Origin of the sequence: Reinekea forsetii (genome assembly GCF_002795845.1) — a bacterium.
GTDB lineage: Bacteria > Pseudomonadota > Gammaproteobacteria > Pseudomonadales > Natronospirillaceae > Reinekea > Reinekea forsetii.
This window is the reverse complement of the sequence record NZ_CP011797.1, coordinates 3135148-3162132: the sequence shown is the minus strand read 5'-3', so window position 1 is coordinate 3162132 and position 26985 is coordinate 3135148. Positions and strand designations below refer to the sequence as shown.

Below are 26985 nucleotides of genomic sequence, written 5' to 3'. Positions count from 1 at the left end.
TGGTTAAATCGCGGGTCATCGACCCGCGTTTTTGTATTGAGTAAGGCAATCAGCATTATGTCACAGCGCGACTATTACGAGATTCTGGGTGTAGCCAAGGGTACCGACGAAAAGGAAATCAAGAAGGCTTATCGTCGTATGGCGATGAAATTTCATCCCGATCGGAACCCGGACGACAAAGAGTCTGAAGGCAAATTCAAAGAGATCAATGAGGCCTATGAGGTCTTGTCCGACAGCCAGAAACGACAGGCCTACGACCAGTTCGGCCATGCTGGTGTCAACGGCCAAGCCGGTCAGGGCGGTCAGGGTGCGGGCGGTTTCAGCGATATCTTTGGCGATGTCTTTGGCGATATATTCGGCGGCAGTGGCGGTCGCGGGCGATCGTCAGTACAGCGTGGCTCAGACCTAAAATACAATATGGAACTCACTCTGGAAGAGGCCGTTCGCGGCATCGAAAAGACTATCCGGATTCCATCGCTGGCCAATTGTGGTATTTGCGCCGGTTCTGGTGCCAAGAAGGGCACCTCGCCGATCGGCTGCACCACATGTGGTGGTTCGGGCCAGGTGCGCATGCAGCAGGGCTTCTTCGCCGTGCAGCAAACCTGCCCGGCCTGCTCCGGTGCTGGCAAGATCATCAAGGACCCCTGTACCGGGTGTTACGGTCGTGGCGTTAAAGAAGAGACGAAAACCCTCAACGTCAAGGTACCACCGGGCGTCGACACCGGTGATCGCATTCGCCTCTCCGGTGAAGGCGAAGCCGGTCGTCACGGCGGACCGGCCGGGGATCTCTATGTTGAAGTGCATGTGAAGCAGCATGAAATCTTCGAGCGCGACGGGGCCAATCTCTATTGTGAAGTGCCTATCAGCATGACCGAAGCCGCCTTGGGTGGCGAATTGGAAGTGCCGACCCTAGAGGGTCGGGTTAAGCTGAAGATTCCGCACGAAACTCAGACCGGTAAACTCTTCCGTTTGCGCGGCAAGGGCGTTAAGCCAGTTCGCGGCCAAGCCGTTGGCGACCTGATGTGCCGTGTGGTGATCGAAACGCCCGTGCATTTGACGGCTCGGCAAAAGGAATTGTTGCAAGAGTTGCAGCAAAGTCTCGAGGGCAAGAAACACTCACCGCGCAGCAAGGGCTGGTTTGACGGGGTGAAGAAGTTCTTCGACGAGGTCTAGGCCTGTCAGTGCCACCCAACCAGGGTCTCTGATCGAAAAGAGGCTGGTGAAAAGGCTTAATAGTGCACCAATGGCGCTGTTAGGCCTTTTTTTTTGAACCGAATGTTCCCTATACTCACAGCCGTTAACTAACGAGAGAGCCACAGATGCAAAAAATCATTATCACCGGGGCCGACGGCCGTATGGGCCGAGCGCTTCTGAGTGCGGTCTTGGACAATCCGCAGCTGCAATTGGTCGGCGCCGTGGTTAAGGCCGATTCTAGCCTGATTGGCGCGGATGTCGGTGAACTAATCGGCCGTGGGCGACTGGATATCGCGCTCAGTAGTGATTTGTCCAGCCTACTCGCCTCCGACACCATTCTAATTGACTTTACCGCGCCACAGGCCACGCTGGACAATCTCGCGGCAGCCCTTAAGCATCGCTCAGGTGTGGTGATTGGCACCACCGGTTTTAACGCCGAGCAACTGATCGAGATGAATAGCTATGCTGATCGACTAGCCGTGGTCTACGCCGGCAATTACTCGGTGGGCGTTAACCTGTCACTGCAACTACTGCGCCTGGCAACCCGAGTCATGGGTGCGGATAGCGATATCGAGATTATCGAGGCGCACCACCGCCATAAGGTCGATGCGCCCAGCGGTACCGCTCTGATGATGGGCGAGGCCGTCGCCGAGGCGCTGGGCCAGCCGTTGCAAGCCTTAGCGGTTACCGATCGCGCCGGTCAAGTTGGCGCACGAGCCCCTGGCACCATCGGCTTCGCGTCCTTACGTGGCGGTGACACAGTCGGTGAGCATACTGTGTTGTTTGCCGCCGAGGGCGAGCGCTTGGAAATCAGCCATAAGGCTAGCAGTCGCCAAACCTTCGCGCGCGGGGCGCTCAAAGCGGCTCAATGGTTAGCCGATCAGGACAAATTGGGCCTGTATAACATGGAAGATGTCCTAGGTTTTCGTTAGGCACCGGAAATTTTCCCCTGCCAGTTGGAGTTAGGGCGGAAGGTTCGACTATACTTAGGGGGTCGGGCCGGCCAGTTAGGTTGATTGTTGATCATAAAAGCACCAAAATTGAACAACTTATGGCCAACTGTTAAGACTCTACTACCAATAAGGCCATTTTGCTCAAAGTGTTGATTTCGACCTGAAAAGCTAGTTAGTCATTCAAAATGACAGTCTACATGAGTTGATTTTGATCAAGGTGGGATTCGATCGGGGGGAAAAGCTTAAATACTGGGCCTTAGGGCGAAAAAAGGGGTTGACCGGACCGTGCCGCTCTGTTTTTATAGTTGGCGATGGCTGTTCGGCTCACCGGCCAGCCCTGGGATAAAAATAAATGACAAGAAGTCTTCTACCCAGCCGATGAGAATCGCCTATCATAATATAGATGACATCTTAGTTAGTTAGTTTGTCACAGTAACGTTTTGACACCGCATGCTTTTTGAGATAATTGTATGCAGGGTTAACGATAACAAGGAAAAGTAATTCATTCCGAATTACAAATCCTATCAATTACTCTGGTCTTTTAACCAGGTTTGATAATAAAAATAGGGGAATCTAATGAAAGCTATTTTTGCAGTTACTGCTCTCGCTGCTGCTATCTCTGGTCAAGCACTTGCGGCTGATACAGAAACAACTACAACTTTTTCCGGTGCTCTGGATGCTCGTGTTATTTATAACATGGCTGGCGCTACCGAAGTTCTGACTCCTCTTGATTCTACTTTCGACGTAGATTTGAACGATGATGATGACTTCCTATATGGCATCTCTATGGAAGTTGCTGTAACAAACGGTCCTTTTTCTGGCTCTTTAGGTATTGAGTCTGACGAAGATACTGGTGTTACTGCTACTCTGGGCGACTTAGTCGTTACTGACGGCAACCTGTCCTTCGGTCAGGTTGGCGGGCTTATGTCTACTGATGAATACATCGATGCCTCTGTTACTATGGCCGGTGATGACGACATGGAAGACGGAATTGCCTTCCGTTATGTCGCAGCTGAAGGCGTTACTGTTCAGTTGGGTGGCGATGAAGCCAACACAACTGGTACTTCTATCATTGCTTCTGCTCAATACGCTGGTGCTGCTGGTTCTTTGGCCTATGTTGTTGAAGGCCAAATGAAGGCTAGTGCACTCGGTTCTGAACTGGGCTTAGACGCGCCGATGTTTGTCGGTGCTGCTGCAACTTACAGCGCTGATATCGCAACCGTTATGGCTGCACTGAACTACACTAGCGACACTGCTGGCGCTACTGATACAGATTATGCGGTTAACGCGACTACTACAGTTGCCGGCGCGACTCTGACTGTTGGTTACTTGGAGCCTAGCACCGAGACTACAGACGACGAAGAGATGTTCGGTGGTGTTTCTTACGCTATTGACGTGATCACATTGTCTGCCGGTTACAAGATGACTACACTTGCTGACGCTGGCGATGAAGTGACTGCTGGTTTGGGTTACTCTGCTGGCCTGATGGCTTACTCTGCAGACGTTACCCTCGGAGAGTTCGATGCTGCTACAGCTTCTGACGCTTTGATCGAGTTGAACGCGACTTACTCTGCTGCTTCTGGTGTTTCTTACTACGGTGATTACGCCATGCAAGGTGACGCGACTAACAGCGTTACATTGGGTGCTAAGTACTCTTTCTAAGTTCAGACTCGTCTGAAACCTAGAACATAAGACCAACCTTCGGGTTGGTTTTTTTATGGGCGAGACCTAATGATAAGCCCAGGACGGCAGCAGTCGTCCTCTCATATCTTGTCTTAAGGTTAGGCGCATTGGTCAGGGATGAACCCTAAACCTGACTATAATGCCCCTAGGGGCACTGCGAGCCTTAGTTCAGCCCATAAAAAACGCCTCATTCGAGGCGTTTTTCATTTTACGCTATTATGATTCCTGCTATTCCCTGCTATTCCCTGCTATTCCTAAACCCTTTGTATCTAGGCAACCGCGCGTTTGCCCTCAGGTTCTATCCTGTCCAGCTTAGCGTCGCCGATATCGGCTACCTTGCGTTGCTTCTCATACAAGAAGCGTAACACTTCCGAACGGTAGCGGTTATAGATCGGATCATCGGCCAGCGCCAGTCGGTTCCTGGGCCTCTCCAGCTCGATGGTGAGAACTTCGCCGACGGTCGCGGCCGGCCCGTTGGTCATCATCACGATGCGATCGGATAGCAGCACGGCCTCGTCAACATCGTGGGTGATCATAATCACCGTATTGCCCAGTTGCGCTTGGATCTCCATCAAGGAATCTTGTAGATGGGCTCGAGTCAGAGCGTCCAAGGCGCCAAAGGGCTCATCCATCAGCAGGACCTGCGGTTGCATCGACAGGGCGCGAGCGATGCCGACCCGTTGCTTCATGCCGCCAGACAGTTCGCTGGGACGCTTGTGTATGGCATGGCTCATGTGCACCAAGGCCAGATTGTGTTCAATCCACTCTCGCTTCTCCGGCTTGGACATGGTCCGGGTAAAGACCTGATTGACTGCCAGTTCGACATTTTCATAGGCCGTTAGCCAGGGCAGTAGGCTGTGATTTTGGAACACCACAGCGCGTTCCGGGCCTGGCTCATTGACCTCTCGGCCGTCGAGTAGGGCGCCGCCCTCACTGGCCTGATAGAGCCCGGCGACGATATTGAGCACGGTCGACTTACCGCAGCCGGAATGGCCGATCAGGGAAATAAATTCGCCCTGGTTGATTTTTAAATTCACGTTGTCCAGGGCGCGAAAGCTGCCCGTCGGCGTGGCAAACTCAATACCGACGGCCGATAATTCCAAATGGGGTTTAGACATAACGACATTCCTCTGTGCGTGCCCAGCTGCGAGCGACGCTTGATCTAAAAAACTGAAACCCTGTTTGCGTCTTACTCGGTCACAAAAACTTGTTTACAAAACAGGGCCGCAAGACAGGAGATTAAAACGGGTTACCCGGTTAGCGCACCTGGGTGTTCTTATCCCAATTCACTCGCTGCTGAATGAATAGCATGATCCGATCGAGGCAATAGCCGACGAAGCCGATGGTGAGCACGGCGACAATAATGCGCGCCAAGGAGTTGGAGCTGCCATTCTGAAATTCATCCCAGACAAACTTACCCAAACCTGGGTTTTGCGCCAGCATCTCGGCCGCTATCAAGACCATCCAGGCTGTGCCCATCGACAGCCGTAAGCCGGTAAACACCATCGGAATCGAGGCCGGTAGGACGATCTTACGAATATGTGTCAGGGTAGAGAGGCGTAGGACCTTGCTGACATTCATCAGGTCCTGATCGATATTGGCCACGCCGACCGTGGTATTGAGCAAGGTTGGCCAGAGCGAACATAGGCTGACGGTAATTAATGAGGTAATAAAGGATTTTTGAAAATAGGGATCGTCCGAGACATAGACGGCGCTGACCACCATGGTCACCAAGGGTAACCAGGCTAAGGGAGAAACCGGTTTTAAAATCTGTACGATCGGATTCAGGGTTTGGTTAAGCCGTTCCGACAGGCCCATAAAGATACCCAACGGAATGGCGATCGCGCTGGCCAGCAAAAAGCCGGCAATCACCGTAATCAAGCTGGTGCCAATTTGATCGACGAAGGTGGGTTTGCCGGTATAGGGCCGAATTTTTGCGTCGTAATTCGGATCGGTGGCCAAACGGTCGGCATTGCGTTCAGTTTGGCGTTGGTAAAAGCCGACTTCCTTGGCGCGTTCCTGTTGGTGTTCTGCTAGCAGGGTCTGAGCCTGGTCGAGTACTTGCCCGGGGCCCGGAAAGGCACCCAAGGACGTATCGATACGCGGTGCCGCAGCGCTCCAGAGTAACAGAAACAGGCTAATCCCCATGGCGGGGAGGATCAGGGCCAATGCTGAGGATAGGTTCAGACTGGGCAGCGGTATTTTAGACCGCCCGACAGGATTGGGCTGGGCTTGACTGGTCATGCTTATCGACCTCATGGAAGAGTAACACTGCCCGGCCGAGGGCCGGGCAATAAACAGTAGAGCTTGGTTGGGCAACGTGCGAACACCGACCCTCAGAGCTCAGCCCTATAAAATCTCGTCTTTAAGGCCAATACTGAATTTGTTGAGATAGTCATTGGGCAGTAGACCGTTATAGCTGATGCCATCGATAAAGCCGTCTTGAACGGGTTTGAAACCGGTCTCCGTCGCAAAGGCAGGGAACGCATCGGCAGCGATCACGCCTTCATCAATCAAGGCTTGAGCGGCTAGGCGATACAGGTCTGGGCGGTAAACCTGGGCGGCAATCTCTTTATACCAGTCATCGCTCTTGGGTTCGGAAATCTGTCCCCAGCGGCGCATTTGGGTCAAATACCAGATCGCGTCGGAATAGTAGGGATAGGTGGCGTTGTAACGGAAGAACACATTGAAGTCCGGTACATCACGTTTGTCGCCTTTCTCGTACTCGAATGTTCCGGTCATGGAGTTGGCAATGACGTCATAGTCGGCGCCGACATAGTCGGGCTTGGCGAGTATGCGCACGGCTTCTGGACGATTCGCATTGTTATTGGCATCGAGCCATTCGGCGGCCCGTATCAGGGCCTTAACCAGGCGAGTGGTGGTGTTGGGATTCTCTTCGGCAAAGGCCTTGGTAATGCCGAAAACCTTCTCTGGGTTGTTTTTCCAGATCTCGTAATCGGTGATCACCGGAACCCCGATGCCTTTGAACACGGCCTGTTGGTTCCAGGGCTCGCCCACGCAGTAACCATCGATCGTGCCGGCCTCCATGGTCGCGGGCATTTGCGGCGGCGGGGTGACGCTGAGTAACACCTCGGCCTTGATTTGTCCGCTGGTATCGCCCTTGTGGGGGGCATAGTAGCCCGGATGAATGCCGCCGGAGGCCAACCAATATCTCAGTTCATAGTTGTGGGTCGAGACCGGAAAGACCATGCCCATCTTGAAGGCCTTTCCCTCGTCAGCATAGGACGCGATGATCGGCTTAAGTGTATCGGCCTTAATCGGGTGAACCGGCTTGCCGTCCTGGTGGGGTATGTTTTTCTTCATCTGCGCCCAAACGCTGTTGGAAACAGTGATGCCATTGCCATTCAGATCCATCGAGAAGGGCGTGATGATGTCGGCCTTGGTGCCATAGCCAATGGTGGCGGCTAATGGTTGGCCGGCCAACATGTGCGCGCCATCCAGTTCACCGGTGATTACTCGATCGAGCAGAACTTTCCAGTTTGCCTGCGCTTCGAGGGTAACGTATAGGCCTTCATCCTCAAAAAAACCCTTTTCATAGGCAACCGCCAACGGTGCCATATCGGTCAATTTAATAAAGCCAAACTTGAGCTCTTCTTGTTCCGGCCACCCGACGTCGGCACTGGCCATGGCCGGCCAATGGCTGGCGATAACGAGCCCCAAGATGGTACCGAGTGACTTGGCTTGCTTGCTGAATACTAAGGACATGTCCGTCTCCATTGCTTTTGTTGGCGCAAAAAAAACGCATACCCGTTGAGGGTATGCGCCATTGCAAATAGTCTGCAAAAATAGGTACTGCGGTATTACGTATCGGGTTCAGTTGGACCCTCATTGGTCGTTTGGTCCTCTGGACCCCGGAATATTTTGGGTCTGCATTGTCTGACTGCATCTTCTCTAAGCGATTGTTGTGCCAACTGTACAAAAAGCCCTATTTTTGGGGCTGTAGGTTAGGTCTTTGATTTTAATGCAACTCGTGGGAAAGGGTCGATGCACTGCAACGGGGCGGAATCGGTCGCCACAGGGGCATGGGGCCTTAAAATGAATCACTGCATGACATTGAGTGCTTAAACCCTGCGCACCACAGACAACCAAGCCAAAGTCACGATCTTGGGTTAGCGACCCGTCGCAAGGGCGCTGGCCATAAGATCGAGCTCAGGCTGGCTCTGTTGCAGCTGGGTCATCAATGCTTCGATTGAATCCGTGTTGATATGCAGGCGTTCATAGACGCTAGCGTCAAACAAATGATGGCGCGGCGGCAGTAAACCGTACTCTTGTAACAGGTGCTGAGCCAGGTAGATCAGTTGCGCCTGGTCACAGTGGGCGCCCAAGTAGTGCGGGTCACCCTGGTAACGGATACCTAAGGTGACTTCGCTGGGCATACTCCAACTGCCCATCAGACCGGAGGCCATCTGTTCGCGCGTGATCCCCAAGATATGTTTTTCAATATGCTGATGTTCAAGGTGACGATTGAGCGCAATCATCAGATGTGTCGCCTCAAAATGGGGTTTGAATGCGTGGGCCATAAGCAGGTAACCAAAGTTGTGCAACAGGCCAGCCAAATAACAGAGGCCAAAACCCGGGCGAAATTCTCGCGGTATGGCCCCGACTAAGGCGCCGACACAGGCGGCGACATAGATCGCCCGGTGCCAGTAGGCGTTGGCACCCTGGTCTGGGTCGGTCGGTAAAGTCAGTGTTTTACCCAGCGACAGGCCCAAGGCCAGGTTCATCACCAGGTCAAAGCCGAGTACCCGGACGATGGCATCCTGGACCGACTTTACCGAACCCGGGGCGGCATAATAGGAGGAACTGGCCCAGCTCACGACCTGCGCCGCCAAGCTTGGATCGCGTTCGACTATACGACTGAGCTTCTCAATATTGGAATAGGGATCGACGCGCAGGCGGATAATGGCCTGTGCCGTGTCGGGCAAGGGCGGCACTTCGAGTGTCTCGGCCAAGCGTTGGCGAATGCGCAGCGCGGTAAACTGGGTCAGGGCAGAATGTATTAGCGTGGGATCGTCATCAAACAAGCCGAGCTGATAGTCGACCTGCCCGAGCGGCAAGGCCGTGGCGACGTCGGCAATCGCGGTGCTGTCTTTGCGCTTCATGGCGGCGCCGTTTTTCAAGGCAATCCGGAATTGGGCATTGCCGCTGTGGACAAAAATTTGTTCACACCGGTAAAGCCCAGAGTCGATCAGGGTGTCGGCCGGAATCAGGTCATCGAAGGCCGGCAAGGTATCCACTTCTAGGCGCAGTTTGAGCGCGCGCACCTGATTGATCGACAGCGGGGTCAAGTCTCGCCCGGTAACGGCGCGCACCTTATCCAGCTCGACCACAGCATGGGATGAGGTGAAGACCTGAACGATGCCCTTGGCGTCGGACAGTAGGCACACCTCGACCTGCTCTGGGGAGGCCTGCGTCGTACCTAAAGCATGGACAATGCTCTGTTGACTTAGGTGTTGACGCACGCTAATGGGGATATTCGCATCCGCATGACTGATCACGGGTACCTTCCTATTTGGCTAATTATTCGGCAGATCCACAGCAGTATAGCGGAGCTTTGAATAATGGCAGGCTGATAGGCCGTTTTTTAGCCATTGGGTCGATCACACCTGGGCATAGCGGTCGGTTTCACTGAGCCAGCGCGCGACTATCGGCTGACAATGGCTGGGGTATTCGGCGCTTAAGCGTTCGGCCAGCTCGGGAATAAGCGCTAACAGGTGCTGATCGCGCGCCATATCGGCGACGCGAAAGCCGATCGCACCGGTCTGGCGAGTGCCCAATACTTCGCCCGGGCCGCGCAACTTGAGGTCTTCTTCGGCGATGACAAAACCGTCACTGGTATTGCGCATCACCTCTAAACGCTGCTTGCCCTGCTCTGAGAGCGGTTGGCCAAACATTAGCAGGCAAAAACTCTCGGCGGTACCTCGGCCTACTCGGCCGCGCAACTGGTGCAACTGGGCGAGCCCGAGCCGTTCCGGATTTTCAATGATCATCACGCTGGCATTGGGCACATCAACGCCGACCTCAATCACCGTGGTGGCCACCAATATATCGAGCGCCCCGGCTTTAAACTCGGCCATCAGGCGGGATTTTTCCGGTGACTTTAACTTGCCATGGATCAGACCAATGCGGCGCTGCGGTATGGCTTCGGTGAGTCGGTTCGCGCTCGCTTCGGCGGCTTCGGCCTGCAGCTCTTCTGACTCTTCGATCAGGGTGCAAACCCAATAGATCTGTTTGCCCGCCTCACAGGCGACATTGACGCGGCGAATCACCGCGTCGCGCCGATCTTGACTGATCAGGGTGGTGGTCACCGGCGTGCGCCCGGGCGGCAGTTCGTCGATCACCGAGATATCCATATCGGCAAAGGCGGTCATCGCCAGGGTGCGCGGAATTGGCGTTGCCGTCATGGTCAGCTGGTGGGGCGAGCCATTAACGGCCTTCTCTTTGAGCGCCAAGCGCTGCTGCACGCCAAAGCGATGTTGCTCGTCGATGATCACCAGGCCGAGATTATGGTAGTCGACCCCCTTCTGAAACAGGGCATGGGTGCCGATCAGCAGGTCGGTGGTGCCCACCTCGAGCCGATCGAGCAGCCCATCACGCGCTTTCTTGCCGGTTTTACCGAGCAACAACTCAACCTGCACGCCCAGATCGCCACACCACAGACTCATGTTTTGATAATGCTGCTCGGCGAGCAGTTCAGTCGGTGCCATGAGGGCAACCTGCATGCCCGACTCGATCACCTGTAAGGCGGCCATCACCGCGACCAGGGTTTTACCCGAGCCGACATCACCCTGGACCAGGCGCAGCATCGGCATGGGCTTGGCCAAATCTAGGCCGATCTCCTGACAGACTCGATGTTGCGCGCCGGTCAGGGCAAAGGGCAGGGCGGCCAGCAGCTGTGGTGCCAATCGGGTCGACGCGGGAATGGGGTGTGCGCCGCGCGCCTGGGTCATTTGGCGCAGCGCCATCAGGCGCAGATGGTGCGCGAGCAATTCTTCTAACGCTAGGCGCTGCTGGGCAGGGTGTTCACCGGCCAATAGGGCCCGGGTGCTGCTCGCCGAATCGGGATGGTGCAAGGTCTGCACGGCCTCGGTCAGGGAGGGTAAATCCCAGGGCGTGAGCCAGTCTGGTGGGATCCACTCGGCCAAGCCACCCTGGCGCGCTAAGACCGCAAGCGCCTGGTCGATCAGGCTGCGCAAGCGAGTCTGATTGAGCCCTTCCGAGGCCGGATAGAGCGGTGTTAGGCGGTTGTCTAGGGGTGGAAATTGGCCGTCGGCTCGAGCCAGGTATTCTGGATGTATCATTTCCAGTCCGGTCGGCCCGAGCCGCACCTCGCCATAACAGCGAATGCGATGACCACTCTTCAGGCTGGCCTGCTGGGCATGGGAAAAATGAAACAAGCGCACGGTCAGCAGACCGCTGCCGTCCTGAATACGACACAGCAGTGCGCGTCGCTTGCCAAAGATCACCTGAGCGGCCTTGATTTCGCCCTCAATCACCACCGCCATGCCCAGACGCAAACTGGCGATTGGCATCAGGCGCGTGCGGTCCTGATACTTGTAGGGTAGATGAAAGAGCAGATCGGCGATGCTGACCACGCCGAGCAGCTGGAGCTTTTCCGCCAGCTTGGGGCCGGCACCCTTGAGGCGCTCCACCGGGTGGTCTAGGGTTAGTGTGTCTTGCATTGACGAATCGCCGTTTCCAGTGCCTCGATGGCCGACGGGCGCGGAAAGCTGGTGCGCCAAGCCAGGGCCACGGTGCGCGTTGGGCTCTTGCCAGAAAAGGGCCGCACCTGCACCAAATCGTCCTTATAGAGGTGCGAGCCGGTCGCGGAGCGCGGCAAGATGGTCAGCCCCAAGTTGGACGCGACCATATGGCGCAGGGTTTCCAACGACGAGCCGTCGGCCATGGTTTGAATCTTGCCTTGTGGGTTGCGGGTCGCGGCGGCAATGGTCGGGCAGGCACTGAGAATTTGATCGCGGAAACAATGGCCCTCACCGAGCAAGAGCAGCGTCTCATCGTTCAGCGCTTCGGCGGCGATGCTTTCTTGCTGGGTCAGAGGGTGCGATGCCGGCAGAAGAATATCGAAGGGCTCGTCATACAGCGCTTTGGTGAGTACATCCGTTTCGACAAATGGCAGGGCGATAATTACGGCATCGAGCCGGCCATCGCGCAAGCGTTGACGCAACACCCCGGTGAAATTCTCATCGATCATCAGCGGCATGGCCGGGGTATTGCGCCGCAGTTGCGGGATAATATGGGGTAATAGGTAGGGCCCGATGGTAAAAATTACGCCCAATCGCAACGGCGTCGCCAACTGGTTTTTGCCCGCCATGGCGATATCGTCAATCTTGGCGCTTTCTTCTAACACTCGGTTGGCCTGGGCCACAATCTGTTCCCCGATCGGGGTCACGGTAACGCCCTGTTTATTGCGCTCGAAGATAGCCACCTTGAGGCGGTCTTCGAGCTTGCGAATCGCCACGCTCAGGGTTGGCTGCGACACCCGGCATTGGCTCGCGGCATGACCAAAATGCTTTTCCTGGGCCAGGGCAACGATATACTTTAGTTCGGTCAAGGTCATGGCTGGGGTCGATGTTGAATAAGAGGGTAAAAGCTATCGAAAATGGCTCCCTGATACAAGCAGTCAATGGTCGAAAACGCAAATAAGTCTGGTTCGGCCCGATTGATAAGCCGATGCAAGGCCGGCGGTGCCTCGATCCGTTGGCCGGTTCTATTGCGCCGATGAATGCGCTAGAGTCTGCAACCATTATAGCGACCGAGTCGAGTATCGAGGCTTAGTCATTGAATCAAGCGGTCCAAGAGGAGTTTTAATGTCGTTATTAGTCTGTGCCGGTGTCGGCTCGCTTAATCGCCGGGTGGCCGGTCTGTGGCAGGCCCATCAGGGCGAGGTTATTGGACTGCGCCGTGGCCCCGTGGATCCGGACTTGGCGTTTGCGCAGCAGTCGCTGGATCTGAGCCAGGCAGCCTGGCCGGATCTGGGTGCCGATGTGCTGGTCGTCGCGCTGTCCGCGCATGAACGCACCGAGGCCGGCTACCGGGCCGCCTATCAGCTGCCATTGCTGCGCTTGGCCGAGTCGATGGCCGGCTGGCATGCGCTGCCCTCGAAGGTGATCGTGGTCAGTTCGACCCGAGTCTTTGGTATTGACGACGGTCGACGCGTAGATGATGACACGCCGATCGACTCGCCCGACCGGTTCGGCGAGATACTCTTGGCGATGGAGTCCAGCGTGCGCCAACTGCCCTGCCCGAGTACCGTGGTGCGGCTGAGTGGCATCTATGGCCCGGGTCGGGATTGGCTGAAACGGACAGCCTTAGCCGTCGACCCGAACCACCTGCCCGCCAATAAGTGGACCAATAGGATTCACGTCGATGATGCCGCCGGCGCAATCATCCACCTGTTAGCACAAGAACAGCTGGCCGAGTCTTATGTGGTCAGCGATCCGGAGCCGATCCCGTTGTTACAGATGTATAACTTCTTTCGCCAGCGCGAAGGCATGCCGCTGCTGCATCCGATGCCTGCAGTCCAGGGCGGGAAATGTTTAATCCCCACGCGCCTGCAGGCATCGGGTTATCAATGGATTTACCCCAATGCGTTCAGTGGCGGTTACTGAGCCACGCCTGAGCTAAGGCTGTCGCCCGGCGGCCTATTTTACCACCCGATAACAGGGCACGTAATCACTGCCTGGCAGCTTCATACGGCCTTGCTCGACGAAGGCGGCAAGCAGTTCATCGAGTGGATCGGTAATCTCCCGGTCGCCATGGATCTCAAAGGGACCGAGTTGCTCAATCATGCCGATGCCCTGTTCCTTAACATTGCCCGCTACGATGCCGCTGAAGGCACGGCGTAAGTTGGCCGCCAACAGATGCACCGGGATGTCCTTGTGGAGATCCAGTGCGGCCATATTTTGATGGTTCGGCACAAAGGGTCGTTGGTAGTCATCGGCAATGGTGAGCTGCCAATTGAAATGGTAGGCGTCATTGTTTTTCTTGCGATAGTCAAACACCTGCTGCATGCCCAAGGCCATCTCACAGGCGGCACTTTCGTGGTCAGCGATAATGATCTTGTATTTTTGCTGGGCTTCGAAGCCGAGGGTCTTGGCAATAAAGCTGTGCAGCTGCTTAAAGTAGGGTTCGGTGCTCTTGGGCCCGGTTAAGACCAGTGGGAAGGGGATGTCCCGATTGGCCGGATGCAACAGAATGCCGAGCAGATAGAGCAGTTCTTCGGCGGTACCGGCCCCGCCGGGAAAGACTAAAATACCATGACCCAAGCGCACGAAGGCTTCTAAGCGTTTTTCAATATCGGGCAGGATGGCCAGTTCGTTAACGATCGGGTTCGGGGCCTCGGCGGCAATAATGCCTGGTTCCGTTAGGCCGATATAACGGGCGTTCAGGATCCGTTGCTTGGCGTGCGAGATGGTCGCACCCTTCATCGGCCCCTTCATCACCCCCGGGCCGCAGCCGGTGCAAACATCGAGACCGCGCAGGCCCAACTCGTGGCCCACCTCCTTGGTGTATTCATACTCCAGTGCACCGATCGAATGGCCACCCCAGCAGACCACGATGCGCGGTTCTTCGCCGGGCCGCATCATCCGCGCGTTGCGCAAGAAGTGAAAGACGTAATCGGTAATGTCCGAGCCACTCTCCAGATCCAATAGCGGACTGGCGCGTTCGCTCTCGGCGTAAACAATATCGCGCAAGGCGGCAAAGACCATCTCCCGGGTCGAGCGAATCATCTCACCATCGACGAAGGCATCGGCCGGGGCGTGGAGCAGATTCAGTCGAATGCCTCGGTCCTGCTGCACGATGTCGATGGCAAAGTTGGGGTAGGCTTGGAGCAGGGTTTTGGCATTGTCGCTATCCGAACCGGTGTTCAGAATGGCCAATACACAGCAGCGAAACAGCTCGTAGAGGCCGTTTTCGCCGGCCTGTTTGAGTCCAGCGACTTCCGCTTGAGACAAGACCTCCAAACTGCCGATGGGCGTAATCGAGGCGTCGATAGTCTTTTTGAAATTCATAAGGGGCTTCTTCTAATAGATCGGCCGCACCGATGCAGGGCAGGCCGGGATATAAAAACAGCTTGTTGAGGCAGCGGCTGTCCTAAGTGTAGCCGATCAATTGCACCAGCAGGGCTTTCATCGGCTCAGGGTCTTTGACGGTGATGTGGGCATCGGATTGGCGATGTTGTGCCTGAGCCATCAGCCGACTCAGCCAGAAGCGGGTCGCGGCCTGTATCTGCAACAGCAGCAGCGCATCCAATTCGATCGGGCTGAGCGGCCGTTGACTCTGGTAAGCCGCGACAAATTCGCTCACCAGGGCGCGATCCAGGCGACCATTCGCGTCGACACACCAATCATTTAAGGCGATGGCAATATCCAATGCATAGGCATCCCGCCCGGCAAAATACCAGTCGATGATGCCCGAGATGTGGCCTTGGTCAAACATGGCATTGTCGTGAAACAGATCGGCGTGGATGATGCCTTGGGGCAGATTGTCGGGCAACTGGTCCAGCAGAGTGAGGCTCTGCTGCAATACCTGGCGATCGGCCGGGGTCAATTGCGCGAGCAAATGATCAGCGCTGCGTTGCACCCAGGCCAGATTATGCGAATGGCCGCGACTCTCGGCAAAGCTTGCCGTGGCGATATGGACCTGACCGAGGGCTCGGGCTATGTCCTGGGCATAGTCTGGGCTCGGGATGACGTGATCGCCGGCGAGCCGTTCAATCAATACCGCCGGCTTGCCCTTGACGGTCTGCAGCAGGAAGCCCTGATCACAGCGAAAGGGTTGCGGCACCTTGCACTGATGCCGAAACAGATGCTCGCCCAGGTTGAGAAAAAAAGGCAGTTCCTCGTGGCTGTGTTTTTCAAACAGGGTCAACACCAAGCGATGAGTGCTGGTATCGACAAAATAGTTGGTATTTTCGACCCCGGCGCTGATGCCTCGGTGCGCGCGATATTCACCCAGCGCATAACGCGCGAGCAGATCCTCGATATCGAGTTGGAGTAATTCGGTGTAGACGGACATAGACGCCAGCATGCCTTGTTAGATGACCAAATAACCGAGGAGTATTCCATACCCGTTGCCGCCATCATAGCCCGGCGAGTGAATGAGTCGTTGGTGCGGCCGTGTCAGGTCGCGTACAGAGGTTCATAAATTGGGCCTAGCGAATACGATCGAGTGAACATTGGATCGGTGCCTGCTGGGTTTTGAGAATAATCGGGCCCGTCGCGTGCGCGTAGAAAGTCCGTTAAGCCGTGTTACACTGGCCGACTGGAACCCCCAAAAAAATTAGCAGCTGGAACCGTCTCTATGGTTAACAATTCAACACCTGTGGTGCTCGTCGATGGTTCGTCCTACCTGTTTCGCGCCTATCATGCACTCCCACCGCTGGCCAACGCCGCTGGCATGCAGACCGGTGCGATCAAGGGTGTTGTCTCGATGTTACGCAAGCTGATCGAAGCCTATCCGTCGAGCCCGGTGGTCGTGGTGTTCGATGCCAAGGGCCCAACCTTCCGCAACGAGATGTACGATCAATACAAGGCCAATCGGCCGCCCATGCCCGAGGAGTTGCGCGCACAGATTGCGCCGATCCACGAGACGGTCCGGGCCATGGGTTTGCCGCTGCTGTGTATCGCCGGCGTCGAGGCCGATGATGTGATCGGCACCCTGGCCGAGCAGGCCACGCAACAGGGTCGCGATTGCGTCATCAGCACCGGCGATAAGGACATGGCACAGCTGGTCAGCGCGCATGTTTCGCTGATCAATACCATGAACAACGAATACCTGGATGTCGCCGGCGTCGGCAAAAAATACGGTTTCGGCCCGGAGCGGATGATCGATTACCTGGCCCTGATGGGTGATAAGGTCGACAACATTCCCGGCGTGCCCGGCGTGGGCGAAAAGACCGCCCTGGCTCTGATTCAAGGCCTGGGTGGGCTTGATGATATCTATGGTCGCTTAGACGAGATCGCTGGCCTGACCTTCCGCGGTGCTAAAAATATGGCCGCCAAGTTAGCCGAGCACCGCGAGTCGGCTTATATGAGTTATCAGCTGGCGACCATTAAACTCGATGTTGCGCTCGATCTAGGGGTGCAGGAATATCAGACCGAGGCCGCGGATAAGGACGCGCTGTTGGCTCTGTTTGAACAGTTTCAGTTTCGCTCCTGGATTCGCGATCTGACCGATGGCGCCAGCCCGACCGCCAGCCCGACTGCGAGCGCTCGGCCGGAACCGGTATCGGCCGTGTTACCTGAGCTCGTCGTGCCCAGCGCATGCGACTATCGGGTGGTGGAACACCTCGACGAGTTGGCGGCCATTATCGCCTCGGCCGAACAGACTCGCCAGCTGGCCTATTTGCCGGTTCTGGCCAAGGGCCACTATCGGGATCCGGTTTGGATTGGTTTGGCGCTGGCCACCGAACCGGGCCGCGCCTGGTATCTGCCGTTCAGTGCCGAAGATCAGCCGGCGCTGCCGGCGGCCGAGGTGCTGGCTCAGTTAGCGCCACTCTGGTCGGCCCATGCAATTGTCAAAACCGGCTTCGACATCAAGGCCGATCATCATTGGTTTCACACCTTGGGCTGGACCCCAGCGCGGCTGGCGAAAGATGTTCAGCTGATGGCCTTTGTCTACGACAGCACGCTCAAACGCGATAAGAGTCTGAGCAACCACTTTGCCAATTTGTCGATCGACAATCTGGCGATCTGTTATTTACAGCAGGCGCCGCAGACTATTGAATATTTCTTGGGCAGCGCCGGCAAACGGCAGTTGGCAGCGAGCGCGGTCAAGGCCGATGTCATCGGCCCCTGGTGGGCCGAACGCTGTGATTTGCTGTTGCGCCTTGGCGCGCGCTTCGAACAGGGCTTGGCCAGTCGCAACCTGACCCGGGTCTATGATCAGATTGAACGCCCGCTGTCGTCGGCTTTGGCGCTAATCGAGCGCAACGGCGTAGTGCTCGATATAGATTTTATCAACGATCTCAGCGTGCAGTTTAAGGCCCGTTTGGCGACCATCGAGCAGCAGGCGCACAATATAGCGGGCACCACCTTTAACGTCGACTCGCCCAAGCAGTTGGCCGAAATCCTGTTCGAAAAGATGGGGTTGCCGGTGTTGGTTAAGACCGCCAATGGCGCGCCGTCGACCAATGAAGAGGTGCTCAGTGATCTGGCCGAAGACTACGAACTGCCCAGGCTGATCTTGCAGTCGCGCCATTTGCGTAAGCTGGTGGGTACCTATACCGACCCGTTACCCATCTTGGCGCAAGCCGATGCTCGGGCAAACTACCGGCTGCACACCACCTATAACCAGACCGGTGCGCAAACCGGGCGATTAAGTTCTAACGATCCCAATTTGCAAAATATTCCCGTGCGCACCGATGAGGGCCGCTCGATTCGTAAGGCCTTTATCGCACCGCTAAATTATCAGATCGTTGCGGCTGACTATTCGCAAATTGAATTACGCATCATGACCCACCTGAGTCAGGATGCGAATCTGATTGCCGCGTTCCAAGAGGGTAAGGATATCCACCGTGCCACCGCGGCCGATGTCATGGGCGTCCCGGAAAGCGAGGTCACCACCGAGCAACGTCGCTCGGCTAAAGCGATCAACTTCGGTTTGATTTATGGCATGTCCGCCTTTGGTTTGGCCAAACAGTTGGGCATCAGTCGCACCGAGGCCAAGGCCTATGTCGATGCCTACTTTGAGCGCTATCCCGGGGTGCGGCGTTATATGGATGAAACCCGTGCCGAAGCTGCCGAAACCGGCTATGTCGAAACGGTCTTTGGCCGTCGGCTCTATTTACCGGGTCTACAGTCGTCCAATCAGATGGTACGCAAGGGCGCTGAACGCACCGCTATTAATGCTCCGATGCAGGGTACCGCAGCCGACATCATCAAGATGGCCATGGTCGATGTCGGTAATTGGTTAGCGGCCAGTCGTTTGCGCGCGAAAATGATTATGCAGGTGCACGATGAATTGGTATTTGAAGTCCACCAAGACGATCAGGCGGCCCTGATAGCCGGGGTGCGGTTTCGCATGCAACACTGTGCCAATCTGGATGTGCCACTGATCGTCGATATTGATAGCGGCCCATCTTGGGAGTCGGCGCACTAAGTCTGGACTTCGCCCGGGTGCTTATTCGCCCGGGTCCCTTGCGGTTAGCACAGCTCCAAATCCCGGTAAAATCTCTCTCCAATCACCCTAGTCGGTCAGTGGCATGTTTTATCAAGTCACTGTTCGTCGTGCCCGGAAAACAGCAGAATCCTCCCCCCTCAAAAGTTGCACAAAGGTGTCCAGTTGTCTTTAGTTAAGAGTAATGACCCATTGGAGTTCACATGTCGTTACCCTTATTAATTGTTGACGACTCCGGTTTTGCGCGCAAGCAGGTGATTCGTGCCTTGCCGAAAGATTGGCCGGTCGAGATCTCTCAGGCCGGCAATGGCATCGAGGCGCTGGAAAAAATAGAGCAGGGCCTAGGCGACGTGGTGTTATTGGATTTAACCATGCCGGTGATGGATGGCTTTGGCGTGTTAGAAGCCATTAAGGCACGCGATCTACCCGCCATGGTGATTGTTATTTCTGGCGATATTCAACCTGAAGCCTCGGCGCGCGTGATGCGTTTGGGTGCCTTGGCTTTTATCAAAAAACCACTCAACCCTGAACAGCTCAGCCAAATATTGAGCGACTTCGGCATCTATTCAGAATAAGGGCTCAGCATTGGACAGCGATGTTTTAGACGAAGATCTGCGCGACAGTTTGCGCGAGCTCAGCAATATCGCAGTGGGCCGCGCCGCCGATCTGTTGGCCCGCCTGCTCGACACCTTTGTGATTATGCCGATCCCGGCGGTCAACTTGCTGGAGCGTTCGGAGCTGAGCATGGCACTGTCATCGGTCCAGGGAACCCATTCGGTCAGCGCGGTGTGTCAGGGCTTTACCGGCTCGAAAATCGCTGGCGAGGCCCTATTGATTTTCAATGATGCCAGCTTTACCGACATGGCCGAATTGACACATTTCGAAGGGGAAATTACCGAACAGATTGAACTGGAGTTGCTGATGGATATTTCCAATATTCTAATTGGTGCGTGCCTAAAGGGCTTAGCCGAGCAACTCGATATTAACTTTTCCCAGGGGCAGCCCTATCTGCTCGGGCAGCATATTAATATCGATGAACTATTGAGTCGCAACCCCTCGGGTTGGCAACGACTGTTGACCATTGAATTACCCTATAAGCTCGAAGGCCGACTCGTAAATTGCGATTTGCTGTTGTTATTTAGCAACGACAGCCTCGCCGTTTTACGCGACAAGGTCGCGTATATGCTGGAGTGATGATGACTCAAAGCCCTCAGGGCCTAACGGAGTTTCATTGGTTGATCGAGGTGTTGCAGACGGTCGATGTCGGTATCTTAGTGCTCGACTTAGAATATCGTATTACCGCTTGGAACGGCTTTATGGAAAATAATTCCGGTATCAATTCGACGCAGGCCTTGGACCAAAGTTTGTTTACGGTGTTTCCTGAGGTGTCGCAGGAATGGTTCAAACATAAGGCCGATACGGTGGTGCAGTTGCGTAATAGAGCGTTCACCACGTGGGAACAACGGCCCTTTGTGTTTAAATTCCGCCACAATCGGCCGATCACGGGCGTGACCGAATTTATGTATCAAAACTGCACCTTTATACCGGTGATCAGCACCAGTGGCGAGGTTGAGAATCTGGCGGTCATTGTCTACGACGTCACCGATATCGCCACCGGCAAAATCGAATTAAATCTGGTCAATCAACGTCTGGCACAACTAAGTCGCACCGATGGTTTGACGCAACTCTATAATCGAGCCTATTGGGAAACGCTCTTTAGCTCCGAATATATGCGCCTGCAGCGCCAAGAGGCTGAGGTCTGCCTAATCATGCTGGATATCGACCACTTTAAACGGGTTAACGATACCTACGGGCACCAAGCCGGCGACGATGTCATTCGCGCGGTGTCCAAGGCGATCCGAGATAATTCGCGCACAACCGACATTGCCGGCCGCTACGGCGGAGAAGAATTTGCACTTCTGTTGCTCGACTCCGATGCCCAGAACAGCTACCAGTTTGCCGAGCGTCTGCGCAAGAAAATTGCCGCCTTGCAAGTGGCAACCGAAGCGGGAATTTTACAGGTTACGGTCAGTCTGGGGGTCGCCCGTTGGCTACCCCAGTTTCAGCATCACGGCCAATGGATCGAGGCGGCCGATCGAGGGCTCTATCGGTCAAAAGATCAGGGCCGGAATCAGACTTCGATCGAGGCGGGTTGACCTGAATCATGGCAAAAAAAAAGTGACCAACTATGCTCAGATTTCACTAAGCGGTTATTTGCAGGTGTTTTTATGAGCACAGCTATTCTCCAGAAGCTCAATGCCGATCACAAAAGCATCGCCAAAGTGCTCTATTGCCTGCGCGCTCAGATCAAGGGCTATGACGACCCGGAGGTTGAACCGAATATCGGTCAAATCATGGATATATTGGATTATATCTGCACCGTGCCGGAACGCTGGCACCACCCGGTCGAAGACATATTGTTCACCCGCTTGCTCGAAAAAAACCCACCCCACCCGGAACAAATTCAAGCCGTAATGAATGAGCACAGCGAGCTGGAACGGCTGACCCAAGAGCTTAGAACGGCGTTCGAGCGAGTCGCCATGGATATTGCCGTTCCGGTATCGCTGCTGTATCGCACGGCAACCCTCTATTTGTCGCGCCAGATGTTGCATTTGGATGCCGAAGAAAGTGTCTTGTTTCCGCTCGCCGAAGAGTGCCTCGACGAAGACGATTGGGCGGATGTTGAAGAGGCCGCCCAGCAGGTGCTCGATTCATTAGATAACAATGCCCAGCGGGAATATGACAACCTGCGCGATGCCATTATTAACTTTGCCGACGCCGATTAAAGCGCCGTGAGTGAACCGGGCCAACGCTGCAATGGACCGCTGTGCACCGTCCAATGCACCGGTAACCAGCCCTGCTGTCCATAGGCGTCAAAACGATCGTCGATCAAGAGGATCTCGCCCTGATCGGTGTCGGTGCGGACACAACGCCCGGCCGCCTGTAACACTTTCTGCAAGCCCGGAAAGGCATAAGCGAAGTCGAACCCCGGCAGTTGTTGCTGGTCCATCTGCAAGCGGATAGCGTTGTTGACGTCATTGACCTGCGGCAAGCCAGGACCGATCACGACCACCTGCTCCAATTGTTCGCCCGGCAAGTCGATGCCCTCACCAAAGACGCCGCCCAATACGGTGAGTAGCGTGAGCCCACGGTGCGCACGGAATTGCGCTAACACCGCGTCGCGTTCGCGTGCAGTCCAATCGGCGCGTTGCACCAACAGCGCCTCGGCGGGGTCCAAGAGACGGGCGGCCTGCTGCAATTGTTGGTAGCTGGAAAAAAACACCAGGGTGTTTTTGCCGTTCCCGACCAGGCTGTTCAGGAGCGGGCGCAGGCGTTCCGGCAAGTGGGTCCGATCGCGAAAGCGGGTCGACACATCGTTGGCCAAGTAGACACTAAACTGGCTGGCTTGAAAGGGTGACGGCAGCTCTTGGGTGATAGCGCCGGCCAGGCCGTTGAGTTGCTGGCTATAGGGCCAAGGCTTAAGGGTAGCACTGAAGGCGACGACATTATTGACCAGCTGATGTTTGCTCATCAAGAGCCGGGCGGGATTCAAACAGATCAGTTCAATACCACGCAGCTCTGGGCTGCCGGTGCCGTAGCGCCAGCAGAAGTCGCCGGCGTCGGCCAAGTCATGCAAGCGAATAAAACGCGTACAACTGAACAAAAAAGGCTGCCAGAGCGCATCCGGTTCAAACTGGGGGTTGTCTCTTAGCAGCGCGGCGCTGTCGGCCATAAAGTCGCGCAGACTGTGCAGCAGAGTCTGGGGCGACTCATAACACAGACCGGGGCCAAACTTAGTGCAGACCTCGCGCAAGCGCGTCTGGATTTTGCGCAAGCGGTTCTGGATTTTCTTGGGACATTGATGCAGCAACTGCTGCAGCGCAAAGCCGGAAAACTCGGCGCTGAACATCATCCGGCCGCGGTCGATCAGGTTGTGGCATTCATCGATCAGTACCGTGGCCCGGTTGTCGATCTCGCGCAACAGATAGGGCTGCACCGCGGTCGTGTCGTAGATATAGTTCAGATCGCCAATGACCACATCCGACCAAATAGCCCAGTCCTGGCTCAGGTAATAGGGGCAAATTTGTTCCTTCTCGGCCAATTCAATCAGCGCATCGGGATCCCAGCGGATGGGCTCGAACAACTGCTCGCGTAGCCGGTCCCGTTTGGCAAAATAGTCCCGTGCATAGGGGCAGAATTGGCCATCGCAGGGTGTGTCGGGCGAACGGCAGAGGCGGGTTTTGGCGGTCAGGGCGACGACGCTAAGCCGATGCGCCGGGTCCAGTCGTTGCAATGCATCGTGCGCGGCCACCTGGCCGGTGGTTTTCATGGTGAGGAAAAACAGGCTGCGCACCTCGACCTCGGTCATCGCCTTCAGGGCCGGAAACAGCGCCGCCAAGGTTTTACCGGTGCCGGTCGGGGCTTCGACGCACAGGTCTTTGCCGACCCGACAAGCCTTGTAAACACTTTCGGCCATCAGGCGTTGGGCTGGCCGCATGGTTGCAAAGGGGAATGACAGCTGCGCCAAGAAGGGTTGCCGATCCCGTTGATGGCGATCGACCCGCATCAGCCAGGCATCATAGCGCAGGCAACAGTCGAGCAGATAATCGAGCAGTTGTTCGACCGGATAAGCACGCTCCAGCGGCCACTCTTCCAATGTTTGCGGATGCACGTAGGTGTTGCATACCCGCAGCATGGGCCCGGCGTCGAACTGCAAGGCGTAGATTGCGGCATAGAGCTTGGCCTGGCTGTGATGCAGGTCGCGCAGGCCGCTGGGAATATCGTGCGGCGGCACGCGCGTGGTTTTGATTTCCTCGACCCCATCGGGGAAGGTGCCATCGGCCCGGCCGCTGACTACCAGTTCAAACGCCGGGTTTTGCCAACGAAAGCTGAGCGGCGTTTCCGCCTGATAGGGTTTGGCGCGCTTGCTCTGCAGTGCATTGTGCGTCTGTTGGCCCTCGAACGCGCTCGGGCCGGGCCGATAGACGCTGATCAGATCGCCTTGGATCTGGCAGAAATCGGCCAGCGCACGCACCGAGACCCTATAACGTCGGCTGGGCATCGTAGCTTACATAGCAGACCTGGGCGTGAATCCCGAGGCGGGCAAATTGGTTTAGCCAGTGAATCTGATTGTCTTGCAACTTGTCGCCCGGACCCTTTATTTCGATAAAGCAGTAACTGTCCTCGTGGTATTGGAAGAGGTCGGGAAAGCCGGCCCGATGACGGCGCAGATCGGCGAGCAGATGCGTGCTTAAGCCAAGCCATTGTGCCTGAGTCAAGGCGTCAAAGCAGGCCAAGACCACCTCTAGGCGCAGTGCCGACCAGTGCACGAAGGGATTGGCCAGGCCGTGTTTGGTGTGCCAGCGCTCAATCAGTGCAGCGCGCCATTGAGCCTTTGTCTGGGTGGCCAAGAGCTTGAACCCAGCCTGGCGTTTGGCGCAGAAATCTTCATCGTATAGATCGCTGGGCCCAGACTGAAAAGGATGTTGCCAAACGCCGGGCACGTCGGCAAACACCAGCGGCCAATAGAGGAGGCCAAAGACCCCGAGCGGCAGGGCATTCTCGAGCCAAACGGCGTGGCCTAACTGCTCGCACGCCTGAGTCTCCACGCTGCCCGGGGTGCGCTGCCAGTGCGCTTGGCGCACGGTTAGGGCAGGCAGCGGAAAGGTCAACTTGGCTAGACCCAGCTTAGTCCGAACCCGATTAACAAAACGGCGATAGAAGGCTGTCTCGTCGGCACAGATCGGCTGCTCGGCGAGGGTCTCCAATTGGCTTAGGCAATCATCATATTGGCCGCGCTTAAAGGCGATGCGCGCCAATCGCTCCCGCGCTGGTGGTTGAGCGTTGGTCGAGAAGCACGCCTGGGCCCGGTCGAGGTCGCCGAGTTGTTCCAGACGGTAGCCGATTCGATTGAGCAGGCGATGGCAGCGCCGAGCCAGGCGTTCGGACGGCGCCAGCGCTAGGACCTGTGTCGCCAAATCGGGCAGCGCCGGCCAGTCTTTGGCATCGCAGAGTCGGTAAAAGTCATCGGCCAGGTCGTTCAATACCAGCGTAGTGGTGATATCGTCCGCATCCTGAAATAACCGATTGCTGCGGTCTAAGGGGTAGGTTTCGTATTGAAATAGACCCAGATCTTCGAGCACAAACTCAGTCAGGTTTTGGCGTTCATTGCCAAAATAGAGCAGTTGCAAACGGCGGTAACTGTCTGCGCCGGTAGGCTGGATAATGGCTTCGGTCACGCCCCAGGCCGAACAGGGCTGCACGGTGGCATCGTTTAGCCAACGTGCCAGCAGATCGCTCTTGCGACAGCTTGGCTCATCGGCACTGAACAGTTGCCGGCTTTGTGCAATGGGCAGCAGATCGATCAACTGCCAGGCATAGACCATCGGATCGGCCTCGATCAGTCCCTGTTCGAGCAGCCTGTTCAGCGCCGCGGGGCCGTCGGGTACTTCGCGGTAGTGCAGTTTGGCGCTGACAAAGCAGGGCCCCTTGCGCAGAAAGAGTCGGATCAGTAAGCGCAGGGCAACCGGATCGGTCTGGTCGATAGCGCGCAAAAACTCGCTGTCGGTGGCCGACAGCAGATCATCATAGCGCTGCCTAACCAGCTCGGTCAGGCGTAAGAAGTAATCCAGATAATAATTATCTGGCAGAATCACTGGCGTCATGGTTCGAGCCGAGGGACCAGCAGTTGCCGTTCGTTAAGCCAGCTCTGCAGAATGATTTGCGCGGCCAGGCTGTCGATTTGGGCCGACTTGGCCCTGTGCAGAGAGTGGCCCTGGGCGCCGAGTAAATCAAAGGCCTCACGTGTCGAGAGGCGTTCGTCGATGCCCTCAGCTGGTTTACCAAAACGGCCATAGAGGCGCTTGCGGAACTTATGCGCCCGCACCGTCATCTCCGATTCACTGCCGTCCATATTGAACGGAATGCCGACCACAAAGCCTGCTGGTTGCCATTCGGCGACCAGGCGCTCAACCTCGTCCCAATTGGGGATGCCATCGCGTGCGCGTAACGGTTTTAAGGCCGAGGCAGTGAAGGTTTGGGTTTGCCCGCTGGCGACCCCAATCCAACCCAGTCCCCAGTCAAAGCCGAGCCAGATATTAGCGGTCATTTGTTACTCCAAAACGATTATCGATGCGGAACTGCCAGGTGCGAATCACTTCTAACACGTCGTATTGCTCGACCATGGTTGCGCTGAATGCTGGATAGGGTGCCGCCAAATAGACTATTTGCTTGGCCGCCTGGTCGAGCAAGGAGTGGCCGGATGAACTGGTCACCAGTACCGAGCGCAAGCTGCCATCGGCATTGATTGATACCGCTAAACGCACCGAGCCGCTGATACGCTGATTGCGTGCCGATTCCGGATAATTTTGATTGCCGATGCGCTCCACCTTTTGCAGCCAGTCAAATATATAGTTGGCATCGACGGCGCGCTTGGTGGATACCGCGGTCAAGGTGCGCACCCGTGGTCGCTTGGCATAGGCCTGACGGCTGTCATCGAGCAGAGCCTTGAGGGTTGCTACATCGGTGATGTTGTTGATCACCACGGCCTGGTCAGTCTGCACCGGGATATCCAGGTCGCCCTGCTCGGCATCGTTGCTGACCGCACGATCTGTGCCGGGACTGGTTGTGGTGATAATCCGATCATTGGTCAGGCTCAGCTCGGAATAGGCCAGCTGGGTGAGGGTCGGGATGGTATGAAAGATCTGGTTATCCTCAATATCGGCCTGTTCGGTCGACTTGAGTAACGCTTTCTCGGTCAAGGTGCCACTGCCTTGCTGGTTGCTGTCGGCCAAAAAATCGGCATCGGCGTCGGCAACCAGATCGTCACTCTGGTGCATGCTCAGGGTAACATCAAGCGTCGGGCTCTTACTCGACACCGGTCGAGAACTGAAACTGATGCCGAATATGACTATAGCGTGCAGCGCCAAGGCCAGAAACAGCGTAAAGCTAAGTCGGTCTGAAGCCCCGACCCGCAGTCCTTCTTGGGTCATCG

General features: G+C 56.0%; 21 protein-coding genes. 9 read left to right on the top strand and 12 right to left on the bottom strand.

The window, feature by feature from the left end; genetic code table 11:
* Nucleotides 1–57 precede the first annotated feature (57 nt).
* The 3 genes from dnaJ to REIFOR_RS14395 all read left to right on the top strand — a co-directional run bounded on the left by dnaJ (nt 58) and on the right by REIFOR_RS14395 (nt 3809).
* Nucleotides 58–1173, top strand: a complete 1116-nt coding sequence (gene dnaJ, locus REIFOR_RS14405; protein ID WP_100258233.1) for a molecular chaperone DnaJ — start codon at nt 58–60, stop codon at nt 1171–1173.
* Nucleotides 1174–1319: 146 nt separating this feature from the next.
* Nucleotides 1320–2126, top strand: a complete 807-nt coding sequence (gene dapB / locus REIFOR_RS14400; RefSeq protein WP_100258232.1) for a 4-hydroxy-tetrahydrodipicolinate reductase — start codon at nt 1320–1322, stop codon at nt 2124–2126.
* Nucleotides 2127–2723: 597 nt separating this feature from the next.
* The gene (locus tag REIFOR_RS14395) at nt 2724–3809 is read left to right on the top strand and encodes a hypothetical protein (protein WP_100258231.1); all 1086 of its coding nucleotides are present in this window, start codon (nt 2724–2726) and stop codon (nt 3807–3809) included.
* Between the two features lie 290 nt (nt 3810–4099).
* On the opposite strand, the gene REIFOR_RS14390 is transcribed toward REIFOR_RS14395, so the two are convergent.
* The 6 genes from REIFOR_RS14390 to REIFOR_RS14365 form a co-directional block, all read right to left on the bottom strand.
* The gene (locus REIFOR_RS14390; RefSeq protein WP_100258230.1) at nt 4100–4948 is read right to left on the bottom strand and encodes an ABC transporter ATP-binding protein; all 849 of its coding nucleotides are present in this window, start codon (nt 4946–4948) and stop codon (nt 4100–4102) included.
* A gap of 139 nt (nt 4949–5087) precedes the next feature.
* Entirely contained in the window at nt 5088–6074 is a 987-nt protein-coding gene (locus REIFOR_RS14385) for an ABC transporter permease (protein ID WP_100258229.1), read from the bottom strand.
* 105 nt (nt 6075–6179) lie between these two features.
* Nucleotides 6180–7478 carry a CmpA/NrtA family ABC transporter substrate-binding protein gene (locus REIFOR_RS14380; protein ID WP_227003842.1) on the bottom strand — a complete coding sequence of 433 codons (1299 nt, stop codon included), beginning with the start codon at nt 7476–7478 and terminating at the stop codon, nt 6180–6182.
* Between the two features lie 482 nt (nt 7479–7960).
* Nucleotides 7961–9349: an HDOD domain-containing protein gene (locus REIFOR_RS14375; protein WP_100258227.1), complete on the bottom strand. Its 1389-nt coding sequence runs from the start codon at nt 9347–9349 to the stop codon at nt 7961–7963.
* Nucleotides 9350–9451: 102 nt separating this feature from the next.
* On the bottom strand, nt 9452–11533 hold the full coding sequence (gene recG / locus REIFOR_RS14370; RefSeq protein WP_100258226.1) for an ATP-dependent DNA helicase RecG: 2082 nt from the start codon (nt 11531–11533) through the stop codon (nt 9452–9454).
* Nucleotides 11518–12429 carry a hydrogen peroxide-inducible genes activator gene (locus REIFOR_RS14365; RefSeq protein WP_100258225.1) on the bottom strand — a complete coding sequence of 304 codons (912 nt, stop codon included), beginning with the start codon at nt 12427–12429 and terminating at the stop codon, nt 11518–11520. The genes recG and REIFOR_RS14365 overlap by 16 nt, the downstream gene beginning before the upstream one ends.
* Nucleotides 12430–12679: 250 nt before the next feature.
* Between REIFOR_RS14365 and REIFOR_RS14360 the strand changes: the two genes are divergently transcribed.
* Nucleotides 12680–13480: a Rossmann-fold NAD(P)-binding domain-containing protein gene (locus REIFOR_RS14360; protein WP_100258224.1), complete on the top strand. Its 801-nt coding sequence runs from the start codon at nt 12680–12682 to the stop codon at nt 13478–13480.
* Nucleotides 13481–13513: 33 nt separating this feature from the next.
* Here REIFOR_RS14360 and ppnN read toward each other — a convergent pair whose 3' ends face one another.
* Nucleotides 13514–14884 carry a nucleotide 5'-monophosphate nucleosidase PpnN gene (ppnN, locus tag REIFOR_RS14355; RefSeq protein WP_100258223.1) on the bottom strand — a complete coding sequence of 457 codons (1371 nt, stop codon included), beginning with the start codon at nt 14882–14884 and terminating at the stop codon, nt 13514–13516.
* Between the two features lie 82 nt (nt 14885–14966).
* Nucleotides 14967–15890, bottom strand: coding sequence for a homoserine kinase (locus tag REIFOR_RS14350; protein ID WP_158524399.1), 924 nt, complete (start codon nt 15888–15890; stop codon nt 14967–14969).
* Nucleotides 15891–16175: 285 nt separating this feature from the next.
* Here REIFOR_RS14350 and polA point away from each other — a divergent pair, with 285 nt between their 5' ends.
* The 5 genes from polA to REIFOR_RS14330 all read left to right on the top strand — a co-directional run bounded on the left by polA (nt 16176) and on the right by REIFOR_RS14330 (nt 21778).
* Entirely contained in the window at nt 16176–18974 is a 2799-nt protein-coding gene (gene polA / locus REIFOR_RS14345; RefSeq protein ID WP_100258221.1) for a DNA polymerase I, read from the top strand.
* Between the two features lie 221 nt (nt 18975–19195).
* The gene (locus REIFOR_RS16925; protein WP_193437308.1) at nt 19196–19567 is read left to right on the top strand and encodes a response regulator; all 372 of its coding nucleotides are present in this window, start codon (nt 19196–19198) and stop codon (nt 19565–19567) included.
* Between the two features lie 10 nt (nt 19568–19577).
* Nucleotides 19578–20186 carry a histidine kinase gene (locus REIFOR_RS16920; RefSeq protein ID WP_193437307.1) on the top strand — a complete coding sequence of 203 codons (609 nt, stop codon included), beginning with the start codon at nt 19578–19580 and terminating at the stop codon, nt 20184–20186.
* Nucleotides 20187–20188: 2 nt separating this feature from the next.
* Entirely contained in the window at nt 20189–21148 is a 960-nt protein-coding gene (locus tag REIFOR_RS14335) for a GGDEF domain-containing protein (RefSeq protein ID WP_100258220.1), read from the top strand.
* 72 nt (nt 21149–21220) lie between these two features.
* Nucleotides 21221–21778 carry a hemerythrin domain-containing protein gene (locus tag REIFOR_RS14330; RefSeq protein ID WP_100258219.1) on the top strand — a complete coding sequence of 186 codons (558 nt, stop codon included), beginning with the start codon at nt 21221–21223 and terminating at the stop codon, nt 21776–21778.
* Here REIFOR_RS14330 and REIFOR_RS14325 read toward each other — a convergent pair.
* The 4 genes from REIFOR_RS14325 to REIFOR_RS14310 are packed head-to-tail and all read right to left on the bottom strand — an operon-like array spanning nt 21775 to nt 26983.
* Complete coding sequence (locus REIFOR_RS14325) at nt 21775–24054, bottom strand: ATP-dependent DNA helicase (protein WP_100258218.1); 2280 nt, start codon at nt 24052–24054, stop codon at nt 21775–21777. The genes REIFOR_RS14330 and REIFOR_RS14325 overlap by 4 nt on opposite strands.
* Nucleotides 24035–25657: a VRR-NUC domain-containing protein gene (locus tag REIFOR_RS14320; protein WP_100258217.1), complete on the bottom strand. Its 1623-nt coding sequence runs from the start codon at nt 25655–25657 to the stop codon at nt 24035–24037. Before REIFOR_RS14320 ends, REIFOR_RS14325 begins: the two co-directional genes overlap by 20 nt.
* A complete protein-coding gene (gene ruvX / locus REIFOR_RS14315; RefSeq protein ID WP_100258216.1) occupies nt 25654–26100 on the bottom strand; it encodes a Holliday junction resolvase RuvX in 447 nt (148 codons plus the stop codon). Before ruvX ends, REIFOR_RS14320 begins: the two co-directional genes overlap by 4 nt.
* Nucleotides 26090–26983 (bottom strand): energy transducer TonB, encoded by an 894-nt coding sequence (locus tag REIFOR_RS14310; protein WP_100258215.1) that lies wholly within the window; start codon nt 26981–26983, stop codon nt 26090–26092. Before REIFOR_RS14310 ends, ruvX begins: the two co-directional genes overlap by 11 nt.
* Between the last annotated feature and the right edge of the window lie 2 nt (nt 26984–26985).